The 24,753-nt window shown below is 73.0% G+C and carries 25 protein-coding genes; 4 read left to right on the top strand and 21 right to left on the bottom strand.

Translation table 11 applies throughout. The features are described 5' to 3' along the window. Nucleotides 1-142: 142 nt before the first annotated feature. The 11 genes from OG373_RS24760 to OG373_RS24710 form a co-directional block, all read right to left on the bottom strand. Nucleotides 143-922 carry an HAD-IIA family hydrolase gene (locus OG373_RS24760; RefSeq protein WP_030388598.1) on the bottom strand — a complete coding sequence of 260 codons (780 nt, stop codon included), beginning with the start codon at nt 920-922 and terminating at the stop codon, nt 143-145. A 133-nt stretch (nt 923-1,055) separates the two neighbouring features. Further along, a complete protein-coding gene (locus OG373_RS24755; protein ID WP_405440390.1) occupies nt 1,056-2,579 on the bottom strand; it encodes an alkaline phosphatase family protein in 1,524 nt (507 codons plus the stop codon). 148 nt (nt 2,580-2,727) lie between these two features. Then, nucleotides 2,728-3,804 (bottom strand): 2-aminoethylphosphonate ABC transporter substrate-binding protein, encoded by a 1,077-nt coding sequence (locus tag OG373_RS24750; RefSeq protein ID WP_405440388.1) that lies wholly within the window; start codon nt 3,802-3,804, stop codon nt 2,728-2,730. A gap of 58 nt (nt 3,805-3,862) precedes the next feature. Further along, on the bottom strand, nt 3,863-4,660 hold the full coding sequence (locus tag OG373_RS24745; RefSeq protein ID WP_405440386.1) for an ABC transporter permease: 798 nt from the start codon (nt 4,658-4,660) through the stop codon (nt 3,863-3,865). Continuing rightward, on the bottom strand, nt 4,647-5,570 hold the full coding sequence (locus OG373_RS24740; RefSeq protein WP_405440384.1) for a 2-aminoethylphosphonate ABC transporter permease subunit: 924 nt from the start codon (nt 5,568-5,570) through the stop codon (nt 4,647-4,649). The genes OG373_RS24745 and OG373_RS24740 overlap by 14 nt, the downstream gene beginning before the upstream one ends. Next, nucleotides 5,563-6,612, bottom strand: a complete 1,050-nt coding sequence (locus tag OG373_RS24735) for an ABC transporter ATP-binding protein (RefSeq protein WP_405440382.1) — start codon at nt 6,610-6,612, stop codon at nt 5,563-5,565. The genes OG373_RS24740 and OG373_RS24735 overlap by 8 nt, the downstream gene beginning before the upstream one ends. Next, the gene (locus tag OG373_RS24730) at nt 6,609-7,346 is read right to left on the bottom strand and encodes a phosphonatase-like hydrolase (RefSeq protein ID WP_405440381.1); all 738 of its coding nucleotides are present in this window, start codon (nt 7,344-7,346) and stop codon (nt 6,609-6,611) included. Before OG373_RS24730 ends, OG373_RS24735 begins: the two co-directional genes overlap by 4 nt. Before the next feature lie 5 nt (nt 7,347-7,351). After that, nucleotides 7,352-8,473 (bottom strand): TIGR03364 family FAD-dependent oxidoreductase, encoded by a 1,122-nt coding sequence (locus OG373_RS24725; RefSeq protein ID WP_405440379.1) that lies wholly within the window; start codon nt 8,471-8,473, stop codon nt 7,352-7,354. Between the two features lie 148 nt (nt 8,474-8,621). Continuing rightward, nucleotides 8,622-9,386, bottom strand: coding sequence for a GntR family transcriptional regulator (locus OG373_RS24720; protein ID WP_405440377.1), 765 nt, complete (start codon nt 9,384-9,386; stop codon nt 8,622-8,624). Nucleotides 9,387-9,461: 75 nt separating this feature from the next. Further along, nucleotides 9,462-10,205: a hypothetical protein gene (locus OG373_RS24715; protein ID WP_405440375.1), complete on the bottom strand. Its 744-nt coding sequence runs from the start codon at nt 10,203-10,205 to the stop codon at nt 9,462-9,464. A 307-nt stretch (nt 10,206-10,512) separates the two neighbouring features. Then, a complete protein-coding gene (locus tag OG373_RS24710; protein WP_405440374.1) occupies nt 10,513-11,757 on the bottom strand; it encodes an ROK family protein in 1,245 nt (414 codons plus the stop codon). On the opposite strand from OG373_RS24710, the gene OG373_RS24705 reads away from it, so the two are divergent. After that, entirely contained in the window at nt 11,756-12,856 is a 1,101-nt protein-coding gene (locus OG373_RS24705; RefSeq protein ID WP_405440372.1) for a Gfo/Idh/MocA family oxidoreductase, read from the top strand. The genes OG373_RS24710 and OG373_RS24705 overlap by 2 nt on opposite strands. A 106-nt stretch (nt 12,857-12,962) precedes the next feature. On the opposite strand, the gene OG373_RS24700 is transcribed toward OG373_RS24705, so the two are convergent. The 4 genes from OG373_RS24700 to OG373_RS24685 form a co-directional block, all read right to left on the bottom strand. Continuing rightward, the gene (locus OG373_RS24700) at nt 12,963-13,820 is read right to left on the bottom strand and encodes a fumarylacetoacetate hydrolase family protein (protein WP_405440371.1); all 858 of its coding nucleotides are present in this window, start codon (nt 13,818-13,820) and stop codon (nt 12,963-12,965) included. A gap of 123 nt (nt 13,821-13,943) precedes the next feature. After that, nucleotides 13,944-14,696, bottom strand: coding sequence for a YidC/Oxa1 family membrane protein insertase (locus OG373_RS24695; RefSeq protein ID WP_405440369.1), 753 nt, complete (start codon nt 14,694-14,696; stop codon nt 13,944-13,946). 114 nt (nt 14,697-14,810) lie between these two features. Continuing rightward, a complete protein-coding gene (locus tag OG373_RS24690) occupies nt 14,811-15,170 on the bottom strand; it encodes a DUF6412 domain-containing protein (protein ID WP_405440368.1) in 360 nt (119 codons plus the stop codon). A 186-nt stretch (nt 15,171-15,356) separates the two neighbouring features. Continuing rightward, on the bottom strand, nt 15,357-16,178 hold the full coding sequence (locus OG373_RS24685) for a class E sortase (RefSeq protein WP_405440367.1): 822 nt from the start codon (nt 16,176-16,178) through the stop codon (nt 15,357-15,359). Between the two features lie 55 nt (nt 16,179-16,233). On the opposite strand from OG373_RS24685, the gene OG373_RS24680 reads away from it, so the two are divergent. Continuing rightward, nucleotides 16,234-17,232: a tetratricopeptide repeat protein gene (locus tag OG373_RS24680; protein WP_405440365.1), complete on the top strand. Its 999-nt coding sequence runs from the start codon at nt 16,234-16,236 to the stop codon at nt 17,230-17,232. 43 nt (nt 17,233-17,275) lie between these two features. Further along, the gene (locus OG373_RS24675; RefSeq protein WP_405440363.1) at nt 17,276-17,734 is read left to right on the top strand and encodes a very short patch repair endonuclease; all 459 of its coding nucleotides are present in this window, start codon (nt 17,276-17,278) and stop codon (nt 17,732-17,734) included. A gap of 33 nt (nt 17,735-17,767) precedes the next feature. On the opposite strand, the gene OG373_RS24670 is transcribed toward OG373_RS24675, so the two are convergent. Further along, nucleotides 17,768-18,103 (bottom strand): hypothetical protein, encoded by a 336-nt coding sequence (locus OG373_RS24670; protein WP_405440362.1) that lies wholly within the window; start codon nt 18,101-18,103, stop codon nt 17,768-17,770. Nucleotides 18,104-18,115: 12 nt separating this feature from the next. Next, nucleotides 18,116-18,307, bottom strand: coding sequence for a hypothetical protein (locus tag OG373_RS24665; RefSeq protein WP_405440361.1), 192 nt, complete (start codon nt 18,305-18,307; stop codon nt 18,116-18,118). Nucleotides 18,308-18,494: 187 nt separating this feature from the next. Here OG373_RS24665 and OG373_RS24660 point away from each other — a divergent pair, with 187 nt between their 5' ends. After that, entirely contained in the window at nt 18,495-19,031 is a 537-nt protein-coding gene (locus OG373_RS24660) for a GNAT family N-acetyltransferase (protein WP_405440359.1), read from the top strand. A gap of 1,034 nt (nt 19,032-20,065) precedes the next feature. Here the strand turns inward: OG373_RS24660 and OG373_RS24655 are convergent. From OG373_RS24655 to OG373_RS24640, 4 genes are all read right to left on the bottom strand, one after another. Continuing rightward, on the bottom strand, nt 20,066-21,430 hold the full coding sequence (locus OG373_RS24655) for a DUF445 domain-containing protein (protein ID WP_405440358.1): 1,365 nt from the start codon (nt 21,428-21,430) through the stop codon (nt 20,066-20,068). 712 nt (nt 21,431-22,142) lie between these two features. After that, nucleotides 22,143-22,793: a DUF1707 domain-containing protein gene (locus OG373_RS24650; protein WP_405440356.1), complete on the bottom strand. Its 651-nt coding sequence runs from the start codon at nt 22,791-22,793 to the stop codon at nt 22,143-22,145. A 99-nt stretch (nt 22,794-22,892) separates the two neighbouring features. Then, a complete protein-coding gene (locus OG373_RS24645) occupies nt 22,893-23,861 on the bottom strand; it encodes an ATP-binding cassette domain-containing protein (protein WP_405440354.1) in 969 nt (322 codons plus the stop codon). A gap of 4 nt (nt 23,862-23,865) precedes the next feature. Then, complete coding sequence (locus tag OG373_RS24640) at nt 23,866-24,699, bottom strand: ABC transporter permease (protein ID WP_405444190.1); 834 nt, start codon at nt 24,697-24,699, stop codon at nt 23,866-23,868. Nucleotides 24,700-24,753: the final 54 nt, after the last annotated feature.

The following is a 24,753-nucleotide window of genomic DNA, read 5'->3' as shown; positions in this document are numbered from 1 at the left end:
ACGCGCGGCGCGCCGCCGCGCATCCGGAGCGGCGCCGTATGTGTCAGCCGTACGCCCCAAACGCGGTACGCCCGTTCGGCCCTGCGCGGCCCGAGATCCCCCACCCGGCGACCCCGCGACCCGGCGCACTGGCGCCCCGGCGTCAGACCAGGTCGACCAGGTCCGCGATCGAGGCGACCGTCTTGGTCGGGCGGAACGGGAACTTCTCGGTGTCCCGCTCGGTGGTCAGCCCGGTGAGGACGAGGAAGGTCTGCATGCCCGCCTCCAGACCGGCCAGCACGTCGGTGTCCATCCGGTCGCCGATCATCGCGCTGGTCTCCGAGTGCGCGCCGATGGCGTTCAGGCCGGTACGCATCATCAGCGGGTTCGGCTTGCCGGCGAAGTACGGCTTCTTGCCGGTCGCCTTCGTGATCAGCGCGGCGACCGCGCCGGTGGCCGGGAGCGGGCCCTCGGTGGAGGGGCCGGTCTCGTCGGGGTTGGTGCAGATGAAGCGCGCGCCCGCGTTGATCAGGCGGACCGCCTTGGTCATCGCCTCGAAGCTGTACGTCCGGGTCTCGCCCAGGACCACGTAGTCGGGCTCGTGGTCGGTCAGGATGTAGCCGATGTCGTGCAGGGCTGTGGTCAGACCGGCCTCGCCGATGACGTACGCCGTGCCGCCGGGGCGCTGGTCGTCGAGGAACTTGGCGGTGGCCAGCGCCGAGGTCCAGATGTTCTCGACGGGAACGTCGAGGCCCATCCGGTGCAGCCGGGCCTGGAGGTCGCGGGGGGTGTAGATGGAGTTGTTGGTCAGCACCAGGAAGGGCTTGCCGGACTCGCGCAGCCGCTTGATGAAGGCATCGGCGCCGGGGATCGGGGTGCCCTCGTGGATGAGGACCCCGTCCATGTCGGTGAGCCAGGATTCGATCGGCTTGCGCTCTGCCACTGGACTGTTCTCCGCTCTCGGTGACCTGCGACATCTGGTCTGTACCACCCTATCGGGGCCGGGCCGTGGACGGCAGGGACGTCCACAGCCCGGACCTCGAGGGGGCACCGGCCCCGGGAACCGGACCGGGTGATCAGCCCAGACGGACGTCGTCGACGGTCCAGTACCAGTTGTTGTTGCCGCTGTAGCGGAAGCGGACCTGGACGTCGGTGGCGCCGGCCGGCACCTGGAGGGCGATGGACTCGGACCGGGCGACGGCGTCGGCCGTGTAGGACTTCACCACGGTCGGGGCGGCGCCGTTGTAGGAGACCAGGACCTGCGCGGTCTGGCCGGCTTCCTGGCGGTAGTGCGTCTGGAAGGTCAGATTCCGGGTGCTGCCGCCGGTGACCGCCCACTTGGGGGTGATCAGGGTGGAGTCGAAGCTTCCGGTGTGGCTCTTGTCGTCCCACTCGTCGGAGTCGGCGACGGCGAAGACGTCACGGGAGCGGACGTTCAGCTCGCGCCACTGGTCGCGCTGCGACTGGCTCCAGAACTCGTCGGTCGCGAAGGCCCAGCCGGCCCACTCGGTGACACCGCCGGTGCCCATCCCGGAGTTGTCGACGGACCAGCCGGCGGGCGGGGTGTGCGTGAAGCCCTTCACCCCGGCCGGGATACCCGTCTCGTCCACCCGGGCCTGGAGGTTCGGGCGCAGGGTGTCGAAGGGGTCGGAGTCGGGGGCGTTCAGCGGGGTGCCGTCGATGCCGGGGGCGCTGACGCCGACCTGGGCGAGGGCGGTCGCGGCGACGTCGACCAGCTTCACGTCGTCGCGCACCGAACCGGCCGGGATGCCCGCGCCCCTGGCGATGACGAAGGTGCCGCGCTCCTGGATGGTGGAGCCGCCGTGGCCGCCGGAGTTGGTGTGGCCGTGGTCGGTGGTGACCAGGACCTTCCAGTTCTCCTGCGCGTACGTCGGGCGGTTCTGGACGGCGGTGAGGAGCCGGCCGACCAGGGTGTCGACGCGGGCGATGGTGTCGAGGTACTGCTGGCTGGCCGCGCCGTAGGAGTGGCCGGCCGCGTCGATCTCGCCGAGGTAGACGAACGCGGCGTCCGGGTTCTGGTCGCGCAGTTCGGCGGCGGCCGCGGCGGCGATCTTCGGGTCCTCGTTGCGGTATCCGTCGCGGTCGCCCTTGAGGGAGAGCCGCTTGTCCACCTTCGGGGAGAAGATCGGGCCGTTCTGGTCGGTGGAGGTGATGGGCTCCCAGTCGGCGGCCGCGTACGTGTTGAGCGCCGGCTTCGCGTTCTCGATGCGGGTCAGGAAGTCCGGGTAGGCCGTGTAGTTCTTGCCGGTGAAGGAGTTGTCCTTCACCCCGTGCTTGTCGGGCCAGGCTCCGGTGGCGATGGTGGACCAGCCGGGGCCCGAGGAGGTGGCGGCCATGGGATTCGCGTAGAGGGTGCTGCGGGCGGTCAGCCCCTGGGCCATCAGGCCGTTCAGGTGCGGCGCGTTGGCGACCTTGACGCGGTCCAGGACCGCGCCGTCGATGCCGATGACGAGGACCTTGTCGGTGTTGGCGGCCGCGTCGGCGGCGCCGGCGGGGGTGGCCGCGACCGTGGCGGCGATCAGGGCGGAGGTGACGGCGGTCGCGGCGATGGCACGACGTCCGGGCAGGGCAGGGGACACGTACTCCTCCTGGGAGCAAGTGAGCGGCGAAAGAGCGGGGGCGTGGGGCTTGGGGCATGTGCCGGGTCGGACCGGGGGTGCGGTCCTCGGTCCAGACCCGTTATGCAAGCGTCACTCTGCCGTTCCTGGGTGGCCAGGAAGTAACCGGTCAGCTTCCGGTTGCCGACTTCCACGCGTCGACGTAGCCGGTGAGGTTCTTGTCGATGTCCGCCCAGTCCGGCTCGAAGATCTCGACACCCGACATGAGCCTGGTCAGTTCGACGGCGTTGGCGTCGGTCGCCTTGACGTCGGTGCGCGCCGGGAAGCCGCCGCCGATCCCGCTGACCAGCTGCTGGGCCTCCTCGCTGAGGAGGTGGTCGAGGAGCTTCTTGCCGTTCTCGGTGTGCGGGGCCTTGTCGACCAGACCGGCCGCGTACGGCAGGGCGAAGGTGGTGGGCTTGCCGCCGTCCTTGGCGGGGAACCAGATGCCGAGGTTCGGCATGGACCTGGACTGCGCGAAGTTCATCTGGACGTCGCCGTTGGCCACGAGCAGCTCGCCCTTGTCGGTCTTGGGCGCCAGCTTGCTGGTGGAGGAGGACGGGCCGACGTTGTTGGCCTGGAGCTTCTTCAGGTACTCCATCGCCGGCTCCTTGCCGCCGAAGTCGTGCATCGCCTTGATGAGCACGGCGGTGCCGTCGCCCGCGACGCCCGGGGTGGAGTACTGCAGCTTGCCCTTGTACTTGGCGTCCAGCAGCTCCTCCCAGGTCCTGGGTGCCTCGGCGAGCTCCTTCTTGTTGTAGACGAAGCCGAAGTAGTTGTTGACGACCGAGGTCCACTTGCCGTCGGAGGACTTGTCCCCGCCGTTGACCTTGTCGGAGCCCTGCGGCTTGTACGCCTGCAGCAGGCCCTTGCCGTCGGCCTGCTGGATGAAGGGCGGCAGGGTGATCAGTACGTCGGCCTGGGTGTTGGTCTTCTCGCGGACGGCGCGCTGCACCATCTCGCCCGAGCCGCCCTCGACGTACTTGACCTCGATGCCGGTCTTCTTGGTGAAGTCGGCGAAGACCTTGTCGTACCAGCCGTCGCCCTTCTCGCTCTTGAGGCCGTCGGCGCTGTAGACGGTGACGACCTTCTCGCCGCCCTCGGAGTCCGCGGCGGAGGAGCCGCCGCCGCAGGCGGTGAGGGAGGAGGCGAGGGCGAGGCTGCCGGTGACGACGGTGGTGGTGCGGAGGAGTCTCTTGCCGTTCATGGAACTTCCTTACGGGGAAAGGGAGCCAGCGGAGGATGAGAGCTGCGGGGAGGGCGGTTCAGCGGTAGGAGGCCCTGGTGCGGACGCAGGAGACGGCCAGGAGGACCAGGAGGGTGGTGGCCATCAGGACCACGGCGACGGCGGAACCGCTGAAGAGCGAACCGCGGTCGGTGGCGGTGAAGATGCGGACCGGGAGGGGCATCCAGTCCGGCGGGTAGAGCATCATCGTGGCGCTCAGCTCGCCCATGGACAGGGCGAAGCAGAGGCCGGCCGCGGCCGTGAGGGACGGCAGCAGGAGGGGGAGTTTGACCCGCCACAGCACGTACGCGGGACGGGCGCCCAGGGAGGCCGCCGCCTGCTCGTACGCGGGGTCGAGCCGTACGATCGCCGCCGAAACCGACTGGTGGGCGAACGCCGTGACAAGGATCGTGTGCGCGAGGATGACGATCGAGCCGGTGCCGTTGAGCAGGACCGGCGGCCGGCTGAAGGCGACGAGCACGGCGAGGCCGACGACCACGGACGGCACGGCGACGGGCAGCATGAACAGCGCGTCCATGAGCCGCTTCCCCCGCTTCTTCAGCGTGGCCGCGGCCAGCGCCGCCCAGGTCCCGACGGCGAGCGCGAGCAGGCTGGCGGCGACGGCGGTGACCAGGCTGGTGGTCAGGGCCTGGAGGGATTCGCCGCGCACGGCGGCGGCGTAGTTCTCGGTGGTCGGACCGGAGGGGAAGGCCCCGGACCAGTGCGTCGAGAAGGACGCGGCCACCACGACGAGCAGGGGCAGGGCGAACAGCGGCAGGAAGAGGAGGCCGAAGAGGCCCCAGGCGGCCCAGCGGCCGCTCTTGCTATGCACCAGCACGCTTGCCCACCATCCGGTAGAGGCCGAACAGGCCGACGGATATCGCGATGTTGACGACGGCGACCACACAGGCGGCCGAGTAGTCGGATTCGAGGATGGCCTTGCCGTAGATGAGCATCGGGAGGGTCGTGACGTCCTTGGCGCCGGTGAACAGGACGATCCCGAACTCGTTGAGGCACATGACCAGGACGAGGCTGCCGCCGGCGGCGAGGGCCGGGAGGGCCTCGGGCAGGATCACCTGCCGGACGATCCGGGCGGGCCGCGCGCCGAGGCCGGCGGCGACCTCCAGCTGGGCGGTGTCCAACTGGGAGAAGGCGGCGAGCAGCGGGCGCATCACGAAGGGCGTGAAGTACGTGATCTCCGCGAGCAGGACGCCCCAGGGGGTGGTCAGGAAGTGGAAGGGCCCTTCGGCCGTGCCGGTGAGGTCGGTGACGAGACCGTTGGCCATGCCGACCGTGCCGTAGACGAAGAGGAGGGCGAGGGTGATGAGGAAGGAGGGGAAGGAGAGGAAGACGTCGATGAACCTGGCGACGGCGCGGGCCCCGGGGAAGGGCACGAAGGCGATGACCAGCGCGAGCGCGAAGCCGAGTACGAGGCAGCCGACAGTGGCGCCGACGGCCAGCCAGACCGTGGTCCCGAGAGCCTCGCGGAAGCTCTGCGAGGCGAAGACGGAGGTGTACGCGTCGAAGGCGCCCCCGCCGTTCTCGGGGCTGAACGACTGCTGGACGACGAGCGCGAGCGGGTACAGGAACACCAGCCCGAGCACGACCACGGGCGGCAGCGCCCAGACCGGGTTCAGCCTCGCCGGCGTTCGAGGCGCGGGGCCCGGGGCGGAGCCCCGATCCTGAGCCGGCACCGGCACCGGCACCGGCACCGGGACGGGAGCGGCGCGCCGCGTGGCCTCAGCCATCCGACACCCCCGCGGCCAACAGCACCGCGTCCCGCGGCTCGAAGTGGAGCGTGACCCGGTCCCCCAGCGCGGGCGTCTCCCGCAGCTCGGGGAGGTCCGCCTTCACCCGGTGGCCGCCGACGTCCACGTAAAGCCGGTGCGTCGAGCCCCGCCACTGGACCTCGGCGATGGTGCCGCTCAGCGCGTTGGGGCCGGCCCCGAGCCCGAGCAGGTGCGGCCGTACGCACAGGGTGGCCGTGGAGCCCGGCGCCGCGCGGCCGCGGTCGAGGGTCAGCGCCCGGCCCTCGAAGACCGCGCCGACCTCGGCGACCGTCACCGGCAGCAGGTTCGCGTTGCCGACGAACGAGGCGGTGAACTCGGTGCGCGGGGCCCGGTACAGCTCCTGCGGGGTCCCGCAGTCCTGCAGCCCGGCCCGGTCCATGACGGCGATCCGGTCGGCCAGGGTGAGCGCCTCCACCTGGTCGTGGGTGACGTACAGAATCGATACGTCGGGCAGTTCGCGGTGCAGCCGGGCCAGTTCGGCGAGCATCCCGGAGCGCAGCTGCGCGTCGAGGGCGGACAGCGGCTCGTCGAGCAGCAGCACTCCGGGGCGGATCGCGAGGGCGCGGGCGATGGCCACGCGCTGCTGCTGACCGCCGGACAGCTCGCGCGGATAGCGCCCGGCGTACGCCGCCATCCCGGTCATCTCGAGCGCCTCGGCGACGCGCCCCGGGATCTCGGCCCGGGGCGCCTTCTGCGCCTTGAGGCCGAAGGCGACGTTGTCCTCGACCCGCATGTGCGGGAAGAGCGCGTACTGCTGGACGACCATGCCGATGCCGCGCTTGTGCGGCGGGAGCGCGGTGACGTCCCGGTCGCCGATCAGCACCCGGCCGCTGACCGGCCGTACGAAGCCGGCGACGGCGCGCAGGGCGGTGGTCTTGCCCGAACCGGAGGGGCCGAGCAGGGCCATCACCTCGCCCGGTTCGACGGTCAGGTCGAGGGAGTCCAGCACGGTGTTGCCGCCGTAGGCGACGCTGACGCCGTCGAAACGGATACCGCTCACGGCGACTCCACGAGCAGGGCGGGGAGTTCGGCGACGGAGGCGAGGACGTGCGTCGCGCCGTGCTCGGTGAGCGCCGCGCGGTCGTGGGCGCCGGTGAGGACGCCCGCCACGATCCCGGCGCCGGCGCGGCGGCCGCTGAGCATGTCGTAGGCGGTGTCGCCCGCGACCACGACGTCGGTCACGTCGTCCACGGCGCCGGTGCGCAGGAACGCGGTCAGCACCATGTCCGGGAAGGGGCGGCCGCGGCCGCCCGCGTCCGCGGGGCAGAGGGTGAGGTCGGCGAGGTCCTGCCAGCCCAGGGCGTCGAGGATGGCGTCCTGGGTGACCCGGGCGAAGCCGGTGGTCAGGGCGACGGTGCGGCCGTCGGCGCGGAGCTTCTCGATCGCGGCGCGGGCGCCGGGGAGCGGGGTGACGAGACCGCCGTCGACGAGTTCCCCGTAGGCCTCCTCGAAGGCGGAGTTGGCGCGGCGGGCCAGTTCCTCCGTACCGAAGAGGTGACGGAAGACGGAGATCTTGGACTCGCCCATGGTGTCGAGGACGTACTGGAGCTTCGCGGCGTGGTCGGGGGTGCCGGGCTCGACGCCGAGGCGCTCGGCGGCCTGCTCGAAGGCGCGCTCGACGAGGCCGCCGTCGGCGACGGTGGTGCCGGCCATGTCGAGGACGACCAGCTTGCGGCGGGTGACGACGCCGGAGGCTTCGGCGGTGTCATGGGTGTCGTTCGTGATGTCGCTCATCTGACTTACCAGCCCAGTTCGTTCGCGGTGGTCTCGGCCATGGCGGGCGAGCAGGTCATGCCGCGCCCGCCGGGTCCGGTCACCAGCCAGACGTCGTCGGCCACCTGCTGGCGGTGGACGACGCGGGTGGTGTCGGTGCACTGCGCGTACACGCCCGCCCAGCGGCGGCGGATCCTCGGCAGCGGGCGGCCCAGGAAGGACTCGGCCACGGCGGCGACGTGCTCGTAGGGGTCTTCGAGGGTGTCGAAGGCGAAGGGGTGCTCGTACTCGTGGGTGTCGCCGATGGTCAGTCCGCCGTCCCGGCGCTGGACCATCAGCAGCTGCATCTTGTGCGCGGCGGCGATCGGCGCCTGCTCCTGCTCGGCGTTGAGGACGTCGAGCGCCGGGGACGTGTAGGCCGGGTAGTAGCGGAAGCTGTCGGCGTCCGCGATCGAGGTCGTCAGCCGTTCGCCGAGCGGGTCGGTCTGCATCATCTGGAGGCGGACGCGGCGCACGGGCAGGTCGGGGGCCAGTTCGCGGACCAGGCCGGACAGCCAGGCGCCGGTGGCCAGGACCACCGCGTCGGCGCGGTGCACGTCGCCGTGGTCGTCGCGGACGGCGGCGCGGCCGACCACCTCGCGGACCTCGCGGCCGGTGAGGAAGGTGTAGCGGCCGGAGGCGCGCAGGGCCTCGCGCAGGTGGAGCTGCGCGGTGCGCGGCTCGACGGCCGCGTCCCGCTCGCACCACAGGGCGGCCTCGAAGGCGCCGCGCAGCGCCGGGTTGATCTCCCGCGCCTCGGCCGCGGTGACCAGCTTGTAGCCGCGGGCGGCGGCGTCCGGGCGGGCCAGGGCCGCCTCGGCGACCGCGAGTTCGCGGGGGGTGCGGACGGGGGTGAGGGAGCCGTTGGCGCGGAAGCCCAGGCCGGGCACCTCCGCGCCGATGCGTTCCCAGAGCTCGCGGGCCCGCAGGGCGGTGTCGAGCTCCTCGCCCCCGGCCCGTCCGCTGACCCAGATCTGGCCGAAATTGCGCAGCGACGCGCCGCGGGCCTCCGCTTCTCGCTCGATCTGGACGACCTCGTGGCCGCGTTCGACTGCTTGCCAGGCGTGCATGGTACCGACCACGCCGCCTCCGACGACTATGACTCTCACGTCGGCAACGGTGGGTGCGGCCCGTGACCCGGGAGGATCGGCCCGGCAACGCGCCGGTGAACAGACCTCGACACTTGGACTAGACCCGTTACCTTTCCGTGATGGAAATACGCCCCACTATGCCCGGTACGGAGGGATGGATCCTGCGCTATTCGGCGCGCAGGCGGGTCGTGAAGCTGAACCGATCACCACGGTAGAGCGAACGGACCCGCTCCAGCGGCCGGCCGTCCTGGTCCCGCGAGAAGCGGTGGATGAGCAGCATGGGGAGGGCGGGAGGGGTGCCGATCAGCAGGGCTTCGCGGGGGGTCGCGAGGACCGTCTCCAGCTTCTCGTCGGCCTCGCCGAAGGAGATGCCGAGGCTGTCGCGGAGGTACCCGTAGAAGGATGAGTCGGGCTGGAAATCGACGTCCAGGCGCGGGGCCCGCGCCACCCGGATGTACGTGCTCTCCAGGCCGACGCGCTCGTCGTCGGCGAGCAGGACCCGCTCCAGGTGCCAGACGGGCTCGCCGGGCTCGGCGCCGATACCGGGAGCGACGTCGGGCGGGCAGCGGAACTGCTCCAGGCCGATGAGGTGACGGCCCGGACGGCGGCCCTGGCGGCGCACGCCCTCGGTGTAGCTGGCGAGGGAGAGGGGCTGCTCCAGCTTGGGCCCGGCGGCGACGGTCCCGCGGCCGGAGCGGCGCAGCCGGCCCTCCAGCAGCAGCTCGCGCAGGGCCTGGCGGACGGTCTCGCGGGACACCTCGTACCGCTCGGCGAGATCACGCTCGGTGGGCAGCGCGCCGCCCTCGCCGAGCTCGTCGAGGAGCTCGGAGATCCGGGCCTTGACGGCGTAGTACTTGGGGATGCGGCCGTGCTCGGGAATACCGGAACGGACGGGCGAGCCGGGGCGGTGACGATGGGTCTGTTCTTCCACGATGGGACTCTATGCGGGGCGCCCGGAGCGGCGTGGGCACGGGGGCGCGGAGCGGCCACCGGCGGACGGCCGCGTTCAGCTCATGGAACGGCGCAGCCGCCGGGCGCCCAGCAGCAGCCCGCCTCCGGTGGCGAGCGCGGCCACGGCCCCGGCGCCGTACGCCCACTCGCGGGGGCCGGTGTGGGCGAGGGAGCCCGCCTCGACGGGATCGGCCGGGCCCTCGACCGAGAACCGGTAGCCGCCGGCCTCGCCGATCCAGTCACCGTCGTCACCCTCGCGCTGGACGAGGGCCGCGTCGGCGACGACCTCGCCGACGGGGGCGTCGGGGGCGAAGGCGAGGCCCACCTTGACGGTGAGGGACCCGCCGGGACCGACGGAGAACCCGGGGAAGGCGTCACCGCCGTCGAAGACGGCGATGATCTCGTCGCGGTCGCTCCGCTCCAGGCTGACGGGGAAGGTACCGCCCGGGGCGTCGAAGTCCATGCGCAGGTGGGCGGGGCGCAGGGTGCGGGCCTTGTCCGTGAAGACGACGATCGGGTGGATGGCCGTGCACTCGGAGTTCGTGGTGTTGGTCAGGTCCAGGTACCAGGTCTGCGGCCCGGCACCGGTGCGGTACACGGGCGGACCGCCGCGGATGCGCGCCCCGATGGGGAAGGCGGTGCTCTTCCCGTCGCCGCAGGTGGCCTGTGTACGGGAGGGCAGCGCGGGCGCGGGACGGCCACCGCCCGCACCGATGTCGGCCCCGGCGGTGGGCGCGGTGACGGCGACCAGGGCGGCGGAGAACACGGCGGTGAGGGCAAGGGCTTTGCGCAGTCGCATGGAAGACCTTCGCTGCTCGCCGGACGGGACGATGATCGGACCAGGTGACAATCACCCCGGCCCTGCCCGCACCCTGCCACCCCCGCGCAACCCCTCCCGGGGAGCCACGCCTGAGTCGTTCCGGTTTACGCCCGAATGCCGCAAGGGTCAACCCCACCCCGCCAATCCAGCCCCGCCGGCAAACCCGGCCCCGCCGGCGCTTGAGGCAATCTTTCAGCCCCGCCGGCGCTTGAGGCGCGGGGGTCCGGGGGCAGCGCCCCCGGCAACGGCGCCGCACCCGGCACACCGCACCCGCACCCGCACCACGTCACCCCGCCCGCCCGAACACCGGCCCGAGCGCCAACTCCGCCGCCCCCTCCGCCACCCCCGCCCCCGCCAGGGCGACCACCGGCCGGGCCGGATCCAGCGCGCGGGCCGCGAGAACGGCCCCGACCCCGGCCACGAACACGTCCGGCGCCGCCGCCACCACACGCCCCCCGAGCAGCACACGGTCCACATCCAGCAGCGCCACCAGATTGGCCGCAGCCTCGCCCAGGATCCGCGCCGCCTCGGGAAGATCGCCCCGGGCCACCGCCCCCAGGCACAGCGCCTCCACGCAACCGCGCGCCCCGCACCGGCACGGCGGGCCGTCCAGCAGGATCACCTGGTGCCCGAACTCCCCCGCCGCCGAGCGCTCACCGCGGTAGACCCCGCCGCCCAGCCACAACCCCGCGCCGAGCCCGGTCCCGACGTGCAGGTACACGCAGGTGCGGGGCCCTCTAACGGCATCCGCGTACGCGTACGGCCCGCCATCCGCGTCCCGCCCGGCAACCGCATCCGCGTCCATATCCGCATCCGCATCCCCATCCGGCCAGGCGGCCAGGAGCCACGCCCCGGCAGCCGCGGCCGCACCGGCGTTCGTGTCCTTGTCCAGCAGCACCGGCATGCCCAGCCGCCCCTGGAGCACCCCCCGCAGCGGAAAGCCCTTCCAGCTCGGGTACCCCGTCACCCGCCCCATCGTCCCGGCCCGGTGGTCGAGCGGCCCCGGTGCGGCCACCCCGACGCCCAGGGGCGGCAGCCCGGCCGGGTCTTCGACCCTCGCGACCGCCCGTACGACGGCCTCCACCACCGCCTCCGGGCCGGCCCCGAAGTCCAGCGGGCCACTGGTCTCGGCGACGACGCGGCCCGCCAGGTCCACCCGTACCGCCCGGAGCTCGTCGCGGTCCAGGTGCACTCCGACGGCGTGATGCACGTCCGGCACCAGCCGGAGCAGGGTGCGCGGTTTGCCGCCGGTGGACGCGGCTCGCCCGGCCTCGGCGACCAGCCCGTCCGCGCCGAGCCGGGCCGTGATCTTGCTGACGGCCTGCGGGGTGAGTCCCGTACGGGCCGCCAGCTCGGCGCGGCCCAGGCCGGCCGGGCCCGCGCCGCGCAGCAGATCCAGCATCAGCGCCTCGTTGTACCCGCGCAGCGCCGGCAGGTTCACCCCGCCGCGTCCGTCCCCGCTACCCCTGTTCACGAGTCCATTGTCCACCTTCCTTGCACTTCGGCAACACTGTTGCCAAAGTGGCTCCATGAGCAACCCCGCCTCCCCCGCCTCCCCCGCACCCCTCCGTGTCGGCCTCATCGGCTACGGACTCGCCGGCTCCGTCTTCCACGCCCCCCTCGTGGCCGCCACGGACGGGCTCGCCCTCGACACCGTCGTCACCTCCGACCCGGACCGGCAGGCCCGGGCCCGAGCGGAGTTCCCCGACGTCCGCATCGCCGCCACCGCCGCCGAGCTGTGGGACCGGGACCTCGACCTCGTCGTGATCGCCTCCCCCAACCGTACGCACGTCCCGCTCGCCACCACCGCCCTCGAAGCCGGCATCCCGGTCGTCGTGGACAAGCCGCTCGCCGCCACGGCCGCCGAGGCCCGCGCGCTCGCCGCCCTCGCGGACCGCAGCGGAACCTTCCTCTCCGTCTTCCAGAACCGGCGCTGGGACAACGACTTCCTGACCCTGCGCCGTCTGCTCGCCGATGACGAACTGGGCGAGGTCCAGCGCTTCGAGTCCCGTTTCGAGCGCTGGCGCCCGCAGCTGAAGGGCGGCTGGCGCGAGTCGGGCGCCCCGGAGGAGATCGGCGGCCTGCTGTACGACCTCGGCAGCCATGTCGTCGACCAGGCCCTCGTGCTGTTCGGCCCGGCGGTACGGGTCTACGCGGAGACCGACGTACGCCGCCCGGGCGCCGAGACCGACGACGACACCTTCATCGCGATCACGCACGCGAACGGGGTCCGCTCCCACCTCTACGTCAGCGCGACCACCGCCCAGCTCGGGCCGCGGCTGCGCGTCCTGGGCTCCCGGGCCGGGTACGTGAAGTACGGCCTCGACCCGCAGGAGGGCGCCCTGCGCGACGGGCTGCGGCCGGGCGGGGATCTGCCCTGGGGCGAGGAGCCCCCGCACCTGTGGGGGCGGCTGGGCTCCGGCGAGTCGCCGCTGACCGGCGGCGGGATCCCGGTGCCGACGGAGCAGGGCGACTACCCGGCGTACTACGCGGCGGTGGAGGCCGCACTGCGCACGGGCGGGCCCGCGCCGGTGACGGCGCACGAGGCCGCGCGGTGCCTCGACGTACTGGAGGCGGCCCGCCGGTCGTCCCAGGAGGGTGTGGTGGTGGAGATTCCCGCCGCGGAGTGACGCCCGTGCGGGCGGACGGGCCCTCGGGCTCCGCACCCGCACGCACGGGAGGGGCGGGGCCGCCACCGGCGGCCCCGCCCCTCCCGTCCCCTCCCCTGTTCCGCCGCTACGCGCCCTTGAACTCCTGGCGCTGACGGCCGAGACCCTCGATCTCCACCTCCACGACGTCACCGGCGCGCAGGTACGGCTTCGGCTCCGGCTGGCCCATGGCCACGCCCGCCGGCGTACCGGTGACGATGACATCGCCCGGGTACAGGGTCATGAAGTGGCTCAGGTACCGGACGACGTCGCCGACCGGGAAGATCTGGTCCGCGGTGTTGCCGTCCTGCTTGAGCTCGCCGTTGACCCACAGCTTCACGTCCAGGGCCTGCGGGTCCGGTACCTCGTCGGCCGTGACCAGCCACGGGCCGAGCGGGGTGAAGGTCTCGCAGTTCTTGCCCTTGTCCCAGGTGCCGCCGCGTTCGATCTGGAACTCGCGCTCCGAGACGTCGTTGACCAGCACGTAGCCGCCGACGTGCGCGAGCCCCTGCTCCGCGGAGTCCAGGTAGCGCGCGGTGCTGCCGATGACGACGCCGAGCTCCGCCTCCCAGTCGGTCTTCACGCTGCCGCGCGGGATCAGCACGGTGTCGTCGGGGCCGACCACGGTGTCCGCGGCCTTCAGGAACAGGATCGGCTCGGCCGGCGGCTCCGCGCCGATCTCGGCCGCGTGCCCGAAGTAGTTCAGGCCGATGCCCACGACCTTGCCGATCCGGCCCACCGGCGCACCGATCCGCAGACCCTCGGCGCCCAGCACCGGAAGCTCGCCGGAATCGGCCGCGTCCCGCACCCGGGTCAGCACGGTGTCGTCGGCGAGCAGGGCCCCGTCCACATCCGTGATCAGGCCGGACAGGTCACGCAGGGTGCCGTCCTGGTCGAGCAGCGCGGGGCGCTCCGACCCTACGGGTCCGACACGCAGCAGCTTCATGGGCATTCTCCCGTGGTCGTGGGTGGTCGGCCCATGGGCGTGCCCCGGGCCGGCCGATGGGTTGCGGCCATCGGAGGATTTGGTCGATCCTCCAAGATGGCCACCCAATCCGCAAGACCCTGTTCACAGACTGGAACGCATGCCTCCGTCCACCGGCTGGTCCGCGCGCTGCTCCGACCGCTGCTCCGCGCGCTCCTTGCGGTACTGGAGCCAGGCCCGCTCCGCCACCGACCACGCGGTGGTGGTCACCAGGTAGAGCCCGGCGGCCAGTGGCACCACGGCGGCGGTGATCAGCGTCCCGAAGGAGAGCAGGGGCAGTACGCCGCCCAGCTTGCGCATGACTTCCTGCTGCTCGGCGCTCACCTCGGCCATGACCCCCGCCCCGACGCCGGCGCGCGCCCCGGGCTTCTTGGCGGCAGCGGCCTTCGCAGGGGCAGCGGCGGTGGCAGCCGCGACCGCGGCGGCCGTCCGGCGCCCCCGCACCGCACTCCACGCGGCCACCACCGCGATCGCCGCGAACAGGCCGAGGAACACCAGCCCCTGCGCCCCGAACAGGCCGCCCTCGCCGAGCGCATCGGTCCACCGGGACCCGAGCGGCGCGGCGAAGAGCCGGTGCCCGAGCAGCTCGTTGGCCTTCCCGCCCACCTCGGCGGAGGAGAACGCGTGGTACATCACGAAGAACACCGGCAGCTGCAGCAGCACCGGCAGGCACCCCGCCGCCGGGGTCGCCCCGCGGAACGCGGCCCGGCTCAGCGGATGCAGGGCGAGCCGTACGAGCACGGTGAACAGCACGATCGCGGCAGCGGTCGCGGACTGCGCCAGCACCGGCTCGAGAAGCCGGCCCAGCTCAGCAACAAGGTGGGTGAAAACGGACACGCGGGCCCTCCGAAGGGTCTCGTCGAACGTCGAAAGAGATGCATTTCGGCGTGACGACCCGCGAGGGGCGACAGCAGTGATCAGTCAGCAGAAGGCGGGATGTGCTGCGCGCCCCTACGCGGCCGTCGGGACGAGACGGCCGGGCGCCCTGGGCCGCGACCGGCCCGAGGCATCGGGATCGCGCTGCGGCAGGAAGGCCGTGCGCTGCTCGCGATCACGGATCGCGGTGCGTATTCGGTGCGGCGGCACGGGCCGCACGAGCCGCGCGGCGGCGGCCAGGGCCGCGGTGCCCACGGCGACGGTGGCCGTGAGGGCGACCACCACGGCGCCCAGCCCGCCCTCCCCGGCGAACAGCCCGAGGAGACCCCCGAGCAGCACGATCGGGAGCAGCACGGCGAGGACCCGCGAGGTCCGGGCGAACAGCGCGAAGGGCAGCAGGCCGCCGCCTCGACGCTGTCGTTGCTGCCGAGCCATACGGACCTCCTCCTCTCCACTCCCGCGCACGAACTCCCGTACGAGTACGAGACCGATGGTAGCCGGGCCCACCGACAACGCCGTCGGCCAGGACGCCTCGGCCGCCTCGGACGCCTTGGAGGCCTTGGAGGCCTTGGAGGCCTTGGAGGCCTTGGAGGCCTTGGAGGCCCAGGACGCCTGCGACGTCTAGGAGGCCTTGAGGGTCCCCCAGACCACGAGCCGGTACTTCGAGCTGTACTCGGGCGTGCAGGTGGTGAGCGTGATGTAGGCGCCCGGCTCGCCGTACCCCTGGTCCGGCTTCACCACGCTCCGCGGCACGGGCGCGATCACCCCGGTGTCCCGCTCGGTGGTCTGGCTCAGGACCTTCCCGACCACGTACGTGTAGCGGCGCCCCCGCATGTCGACGATCAGCTCGTCGCCCGCCCGCAGCCGGTTGATGTACCGGAACGGCTCGCCGTGGGTGTTGCGGTGCCCGGCCAGCGCGAAGTTCCCCTGCGCCCCGGGCCCGGCGGTCCCCGGGTACTGCCCGGCGTAGCCCTTGTCCAGGACGGCCCGCTTGTCGACCCCCTGCGCGACGGGGACGACCAGGCCCAGCCGCGGGATGCGCAGGACGGCGTACGCCCCGCTCTCCCGGCCCTGCCGGACCTCCCGGTCCTCCCGCTCCGCGGACCCGGCGGCCCGGGTCGCGGCCGGGTCCGGAACACGCCCGGCCACCGGCACCTCCGCACCCCCGGACCCGGGCCCCGGATCGACACCGGCGGGAGCCTCCGAAGGAGACCCCGCGGCGGGGTCGGCGCCGCCCCAGGCCCGCTCCAGTGCCCGCACCTGCTCGTGCGCGGCGGCCACCGCCTGCCGGTTGGTCCACCACACCTGGTGCACCACCAGTAACAGGACCACCACGCCCATGGTGACGATCAGCTCGGCGGACGCCCACAGCACACCGGCGAGACCGGCCCGGCGCCCACGCCGGCCGCCCCCCTGCACCACCACGGGTACGCGATCTCGCACGGGCGGCACCCTAAGTCCTCCCCCGTCAACTGACCAGGGCAGTACGGTGTGAACCATGCGCCCCGACACGCCTGCCGAGCACATCGCCGAAGCCGAGCGCCTCATCCGCACGGCGACCCGCTACCCCGAGGACCAGGAGCCCTTGCTCCTCCAGGCCGCGGCCCACCTCGAACTGGCCGACGCACGCGACCGGGCGAGTGCCCTGTACGACCAACTCCTCTCCTCCTCCCCGTCCGACCCCCACCTGGTCAAGGCCCTGCAGGCGGCCAACCTCTGGGAGTACGGCCACGAGGCGGAGGCCCGCGCCCTCATCTCGGGCATCCGTGCCGCCTCGCCCAAGGACCCGGCGCCGTGGGAGGTCATCGCGGAAGCCCTGGAGGCTCACGACGAGTTGGAGGCCTCGCACGACTGCTTCACCGAGGCGGCCACCCTCCTCATCGCGGAGGACGACCCGCTGACCCCGGCCACCACCGCGCTCCTCACCGGCCGCCACCGCGTACGCCGCCTCCTCGGACGCCCGCACGACGACTGGGACATGGTCGCGGACACCCGCCACATCGGCCCGATCCCCCTCGACGAGCTCCACGACCCGAAGCGCATCTGGGCCCTGGGCTCCGACGACCCCACCGAGCTGCGCGCGGAGATCGCCCGCCTGCGCGCCGAACTGGGCGACCGCCGTGCGGCCCTCTCCCGCCCCTTCCCGGTGGCGATCCTGCACTGGCCGCAGCGCGAACTGTCCGAGCTGCTGACCAGCTACCCGACCCTCGCCTCCGAGTACCCCTCGCACGAGGCCCACCTGAGGGACATCGAGACCTCCCTGCGCGCCCTGGCCGCCTCGGGCACCACGAACCTCGGCATCGTCACGGCGAGCGTCCCGTCCTACGAGGCCTTCGCGGCGTCGGAGAAGACCTCTCCGGCCTCCCCGTCCCTCCTGGCCGAGTACGCCACGACCCTGGCCGCCCGCGGCAAGGCCACCCCCTGGCCCCCGACCCCCACGGCCCCCTGCTGGTGCACATCGGGCAAGCCGTACTCGGAGTGCCACAGCACCACCTGAGTCCGGGTCGATGGTGGACGAGGGGGGCTGACATCATGCGTCCATGCCTGGTGCTGCCCCCTCCTCCCCCGGTGTCTCGGCGCGTATGAGTCGACAGGCCTCACGCGACACGACACAGGAGTTGGCCGTTCGCCGTCTCCTCCACGCGTCCGGCCTCCGCTACCGCGTGAACTTCCCGGTTCCCGGCATACGCCGCCGCACCATCGACATCGCCTTCACCCGCGCGAAGATCGCCGTCTTCCTCGACGGCTGTTTCTGGCACGGCTGCCCCGCGCACGCGACGCAGCCGAAGGCGAATGCCGAATGGTGGCGGGCCAAGCTGGACAAGAACATGTCCCGCGACCGCGAGACGACCGCTCACCTGGAGGCGACAGGCTGGACGGTGCTGCGGTTCTGGGAGCACCAGACGCCGGAGGAGGTGGCCCGCTCGATCACGCTGACGCGCGACGGCTCCCCGACGTACCTCGCTCCCCCGCCACCGCGCCCCGACCGAAGCGCCTGAAGCCCTGAAGCGACGGGTCCGGCGCGGAGCCCCTCAGGCCTGGTTCCGGCGGTCCGCCGCAACGTACGAGGCTGCGGCCATTGCGGCGGCCGCCGTGAAGACCGCCGGCCAGGCGCCGATCTTCTTCGCCAGGGGGTGCGATCCCGCGAACGCGGCGACGTAGGCCGTGCCGAGGAGGGCCGTCGTCGTCGGGGACGTGCGGCGGTGCCATTCGCGTCCCGCGAGGGTGCCGGCGGCCGCGAGGATCACGCCGCCGAGCGGGCGCCGGCCGGTCCAGCGGGCCGTGGCGTAGCCGCCGACGAGGCCGGCCGCCGCTATTGCCGAGGTAGGGATCTGCGCCATCGTGGAGGCCTCCGGTCGTTCGAACATGACCGTACGAGGCTAACGCGCGCGCCGCGTGAAGCGGCGGGCGGCCATCACCCCGAGGACCACGACCGCGCCGCCGAGGACGCCGGGCGGCAGCGTGTCCTGGACGGCTCGGGGCAGCACCGCCATGACGCCCAGGATGATGAAGAACGCCACCGCGGACGCGGTGAGCCCGGCCAGGGCCCGGCGCAGGAGAGAAGTACGCACACGGGTTCAACGCCGCGCCGGGGTGCGGCGATACGGGCGGTCCGGATCCGGTGGACGGAAGTCGGATTTGTCGCACACCCTCCGGATCCGCGCACGTGCCCTCCGTGGAACCTCCCCGGCGTAGATTCACTCTCCTACACGGGCGATACGACCGAAGACGCCCAAGCCGGCCCAAGGAGCTGCAAACGTGATCTGTTACGGACCGGCCGTGCTGGACCTGTCGGACGAACTGGCCGACGCCTACAGCGAGGTCTTCTCCGCGCCACCGTGGAACGAGGACGAAGAAACCATTCGCCAGTTCTCCCTCCGGCTCCAGGCGGACAGCCGCCGCACCGGATTCCGTACCGCCTTCGCCCAGTCACCCGCCGGCATCGACGGCTTCGCCACCGCCTGGCTGACCCCCAGGACCTTCCCCCGGGACCGTGCGTACGGGCAGGTCGCCGCGCAGCTCGGCCGGCCGCGCGTACGGGAACTGCTCATCGGCGCACTGGAGATCGACGAGCTCGCCGTACGCCCGCACGCGCGCGGACACGGCACCGGGCGCGCCCTGCTCGCCGAGATCACCGCCGACGCCCCCGACGACCGCGCCTGGCTGCTGACCGCCCGGGTGGCCACCGACACCGTCGCCACCTACCGGCGCCTGGGCTGGCACGAGATCACCCCGCTGCCCGGCACGCAGAACGGCGTCGTCGTCTTCCTCGCCCCGAACCACCCCGCGGCCTGAGCATCGCGCGCGCCCCACCGGGCATATCCCGGGCATGATCACCTGCCCCGGCTCCCTCGCCCGCATCGCCCGGCGCCAGCTGAACATTGGCCACCTACCACCAGCTCAAGCAGGCCGGGATCCCGGCCGGCACCATCAGCGGCCGCAGCCGCCGCGGAGGGCCCTGGCAGCGGCTCCTGCCACGGGTGTACCTCCTGCAGACCGGCCCGCCGGACACCCGGCAGCAGGCGCTGTCCGCCGTCCTGTACGCCGCCCACCCCGCGGCCGACCCGCTCTCCGGGTCCACCGCCGCACTCACGGGCGGCGCCGCCCTCGCGCTCCTGGGCATCCGCGACGCCCCGCCCGAACCGCTGGACGTCCTCGTCCGCGTCCCGCGTTCGCCGGCCGCCGCGGGCCGGGTCCGGCCCTGCCCGACCTCGCGCTGGCCCGCCACCATCCACATCTCCGGCGTCCCCGGCACCCGCCCGATCCGGGCCGCCGCGGACTTCGCGGCCCGTACGGACGATCTCGACCTCGTGCGTTCCGTACTGGCCAACGTCGTGCAGGGCGGCTGGTGCCACCCGCACGACCTGCACGCCGAACTGCGCGCGGGCCGCCTTCGCGGCCGCCCCGCCGTGCGGATGGCGGCCGCGGAACTGGTCGCGGGGGTCCGTTCGATCGCCGAGGGCCGCGCACGCGACACCCTGGCGGCCACCGACCTCCCGGCCCCGATCTGGAACGCCCGCCTCCACGGCCCGGACGGGGCCTTCCTCGCCAGCCCGGACGCGTACTGGCCCGAGGAGGGCGTGGCACTGGAGATCGACTCCGTGGAGTACCACTACACGCGCGACGCCTGGCAGGCCACCCTGCTCCGGCGGCTGCGCCTGGAGTCCCGCGGGGTCCTGGTGGTCAGCACGACGCCGGGGATCCTCCGCGACAGACCGGCGGACGTGATCGCCGCGCTGTGCGCCCTCCTCTCCCTGGGCGCCGCCCGCCGCACCCCCGACGGTCACGGCACGCGGGCACGCCCAGCCGGAACTGCCGCTCCCGCCGCCCTACGCCCCGAAGGCGCGGGACACCGTATAGATCATCAGGCCGGCCAGGGCGCCGACCACCGTTCCGTTGATACGGATGAACTGCAGGTCACGGCCGATGTGGGCCTCGATCTTGCGGGAGGTGTGCTCGGCGTCCCAGCCCGCCACCGTGTCCGTGATCAGCGAGGTGATCTCGGTCCGGTAGGTGGTGACGACATAGACGACCGCGCCCTCGATCCAGCCCTCCACCTTCGCCTGCAGGCGGCCGTCGGTGGCCAGTCGCGCACCGAGGGAGATCAGCGAGGCACGGACCCGCAGGCGCAGCTCGCTCTGCTCGTCCTCCGCCGCCGAGATGATCATCGAGCGGATCGCCGACCAGGCGGAGGCGATGACGTCCTGGACCTCGTCGCGGGCCAGGATCTCGGACTTGAGCCGTTCCACCTTCGCGCGGGTCTCCGTGTCCGACTGGAGGTCGGACGCGAAGTCCGTCAGGAACCGGTCCACCGCCGCGCGCGCCGGATGCTCCGGCATGTCCCGCATCTCCGTCACGAAGCGGAGCAGCTCCTTGTAGACGCGCTCGCCCACCTTGCGGTCCACGAACCGCGGGGTCCAGCCGGGGGCGCCGCCCTGGACCGCGTCCGTGATCGAGGCCCCGTGCGTGACCAGCCAGTCATGGGCCTTGGCGCAGATGAGGTCGACGGCGCGGCGGTGGCCGCCGTCCTCGACGACCCGCTCCAGCGTCTTGCCGATGCCCGGCGCGATCTCGGCGCTCTCGGCGCGCCGGGTGATGGCCTCACCCACGACGGCCTGCACGTCGGAGTCGCGCAGCACGGTCAGGGCGCCGCGGAGCGCGGCGGCCAGCTCGGCGGTGACCCGGTCGGCGTGCTCGGGCTCGGCCAGCCAGGAGCCGAGGCGGCCGCCGATGCCGAGGGCGTGGAGGCGGGCCCGGACCACGTCGGAGGAGAGGAAGTTCTCCCCGACGAACTCGCCCAGGGACACACCGAGCTGGTCCTTCTTGGTCGGAATGATCGCGGTGTGCGGGATGGGCAGGCCGAGCGGGTGCCGGAAGAGGGCGGTGACGGCGAACCAGTCCGCGAGCGCGCCGACCATACCGGCCTCGGCCGCGGCGGCGACGTACCCGGCCCAGCCGCCGGCGCCCCAGGAGTGCTGGGCGTACTTGGCCAGTACGTAGATCAGCGCGACCAGGATCAGCAGACCGGTCGCGGTGGTCTTCATCCGCCGGACCCCGCGGCGGCGCTCCTCGTCGGCGGCGCTGAAGACGAACGCGCCGCGGGTGGGTGGTGGCGGTGGGGCGGTGCCGGTACCGCCGGTGGTGCCGTTACCTCCGGTGGTGCCGTTACCTCCGGTGGTGCTGCGGTTCTCCACGTGCTCCTGCCTTCCCCCGGGGGCGCCGGTTTTGTCTGCATAGCATCCGACTCCCGGGAGGCCGGTGGAGTTCCCGCCACGCCCGTCCGCTCCCGCGGGGGAAGCAGTCCGGGCGCTCCTGCGGGCCGTGTGCCGGGCGCTGCCCGGACCCGCGCCTCAATCGCCGGCGAGGCTGGATGGTGCGGGCCTGTCGGCGCTGGTCGGTGCGTGGGGCCGTGCCGGGGTGTCTCCTCGGCTCGGCGCGCGCGGGCATCTCGGGGATGCTCGGGGCGGTCGCGCCTCGTCCTGCGGGGACACCCCGGCACGTCCCCACTCCCCTCCGCCGTCCCAGCCGCGGTGTCGGGGATGCCCAGTACTGCCGAAGCCCGGGCGTGGGGCGGGGACACGCAGGAGGGTCCCCGCAGGACGAGGCGCGACCCAGGCCGCACAACACGGCACTGCCGCGCGCGCCGAGCCGAGGAGACCCTCGTGCGGGGCACCGACCCACACCAGGACACGGCCGGCCGCACACCGCCGAGCACCCCGCAGGGGCCGCGGCACCGACCCACCCGGGATCCGCCACATCAAGCCTCGCCGGCGTTTGAGGCGCGGGGTCCGGGGCGGAGCCCCGTGCAACGGCGGGGTGCGGGGCACCGACCCACCCCCAGCCGCCCGCAGGGCAACCCGCGCGGGGCCACGGCCCGGGCCGTACACCGCCGAGCACCCCGCAGGGCTACAGCTCCTTGCGGAGGGAGTGGCCGCCCGGGGGGCGTTTGCGTTGCTTGACCTTGATCTCCACGCCGCCCCAGAAGGCGAAGCCCGTCACGACCACCCGCGGAGCGCCCGGTTCGAACGGGCCCGGGTTGTCGCGCTGGTCGAAGGCGCCCATGAAGCCGAAGCCGCGGACGTCCAGCTCCACCCCCGGCGGGACCGTGATCTCGATGCCGCCCATGATCGCGACGCAGTTGATCACCACCTCGCGCTGCGCGAAGTCCGCCTCGCGCAGGTCCAGCTGGCCGCCGCCCCAGAACGCCACCGCGTCGAACCGCGCCGGCACCGTCCACCGGCCCTTGCGCTGGAAGCCCGACATGACCGCCACGGCGGCCGTCGAGGAGCCCGCCCCGCCGATCCGGCCCGTCCAGGGCTCCGCGGCCGTCGACGGCCGGCCCGCCGGACCGCCCGCCGGGGCCGGCAGGTCCCGCGTCAGCGGCTCCAGTTCCGCGTACGTCCGGGACTTGTACGCCGCCTCCAGCCGCTCCTCGAACTCCTCCATGTCGAGCCGGCCCTCGGCGACGGCGTCCCGCAGACGCTCCACCACCCGGTCCCGGTCGGCATCCGACGCCCTCAGCTCCGGCAACGGCTTCTCCGGCCGCTCGTCACTCATGCGGACCAGACTATGCAGGGTTGTCGGGGAGTTGTATGACCAATCCCCTGAGATCGTCCCGAGATCGACCCCACCTTTTCCCCGAGATCACCCCCGGTGTCACCCCCGGCCCGCGTACATCCGCGCGATCACGTCCTCGATGTCCGGCTCCCGCACCGACAGGTCCACCAGCGGGTAGTCCGCCGCCACCGCCGCCACCAGCGGCGCCGCCGACGCCCCCGCCGGGAAGGCCAGCCACTGCCGCGGCCCCTCCACCTTCACCACCCGCGCACCCGCCACGCTGATCGGCGCGAGCTCCCGTTCCAGGTCGACCACCAGCGTGCGCTCGCTCTCCCCCACCGCCCCCGCCGCGTGCAGCCCGCCCAGCGGCCCGTCGTACATCAGCCGCCCGTGGTCGATCACCATCACCCGCTCGCACAGCTGCTCGATGTCCTGGAGGTCGTGCGTCGTGAGCAGCACCGTCGTGCCGAGTTCCTCGTTCAGCTGCCGCAGGAAGCCCCGTACCTTCGCCTTGCTCACCACGTCCAGCCCGATCGTCGGCTCGTCCAGGTACAGCACCTCCGGATCGTGCAGCAGAGCCGCCGCGATGTCCCCGCGCATCCGCTGCCCGAGCGACAACTGCCGTACCGGCACGTCCAGCAGCTCGCCCAGGTCCAGGCGGTCCACGCAGCGCTCCAGGTTCTCCTCGAACCGGGCCCGCGGCACCCGGTACAGCCGCCGCATCAGCCCGTACGAGTCCTTCAGCGGCAGGTCCCACCACAGCGTGGTGCGCTGCCCGAACACCACCCCGATCCGGTGGGCGAGCCGCATCCGCTCCCGCGCCGGATCGATGCCCGCGACCCGCAGCCGGCCGCCGCTCGGCGTCAGGATGCCCGTCAGCATCTTGATCGTGGTCGACTTCCCGGCGCCGTTCGGCCCGATGTAGCCGACCATCTCACCGCGGGCGACCTCGAAACTGATCCCGTCCACCGCCCTGACCCGGCGTTTCTCCCGGCGCATCAGGCTCACCCGGCGCCGTACGTCAAAGACCTTCTCGACCCCGTCCAACGAGATCAGCGCATCCGCCACAGCTCTAGCTCCCCGTGCTTCGGTACGAACGGACTCCCGCGCGCCACGCCAGCGACGCGGGCAGGAACACCACGAAGGCCACCAGTGGGCTCAGGTACGCGACCCACCCGGGCAGCCCCAGCGGATCGGGCCGCCCCAACACGTGCAGTGCGGGCAGCCAGTTGACGAAGGCCAGCGGGACGACGAAGGTCACCCCGCGCAGCAGGTCCTTCGCGAAGACCGTCGGCGGGTACTGGAGCATCGTGCAGCCGCCGTAGGTGAAGGAGTTCTGCACCTCCGCCGCGTCACCGGTCACGAACTGGAAGGCCGCGCCGGTGACCATCACCGCCGCGAAGATCGCCGCCCCGGCGAGGACCATCCCGGGAACCAGCAGCACCTTGCCGGCCGTCCAGTCCACGTCCAGGGTCCAGACCGCCCAGCCCATCACGCCCAGCCCCTGCCCGATGCGGCCCAGCCGGCGCAGCGCGAAGCGGTCCGCAGCGACCTGCGCGAGGACCGGGACGGGGCGCACCAGCATCGTGTCGAGCGAGCCGTCGCGGATCCGGGCGCCGATCCGGTCGGTGTTCCCCAGCAGCATGTCCGCCAGGCCCAGGGAGGCCGAGCAGGAGCCGTACAGCAGGGCGATCTCGGGCAGCGTGAAACCGCCGAGGGCGTCCACGTGGGAGAACATGATGTAGATCGCGACGAAGTCCAGCAGGGTGATCGCCGCGTGCCCGACGGTCGTCAGGACGAAGGACGTCCGGTACGTCATCGTGGAGCGGATCCACATGCCCACGATCAGCCGGTAGCCGCGCAGCCCCTCCCGGACCGGGCCGCCGCGCCGCACCCGCCCCTCCATCGGCACAGGGCCGACGTCCACGGCGAACCCCCGCGGCCTCGCCGGTACCGCCTG

The sequence above is a fragment of the Streptomyces avidinii genome (assembly GCF_045161815.1).
GTDB classification, from domain to species: Bacteria; Actinomycetota; Actinomycetes; order Streptomycetales; family Streptomycetaceae; genus Streptomyces; species Streptomyces avidinii.
This window is presented reverse-complemented; position numbering and strand designations above follow the sequence as displayed.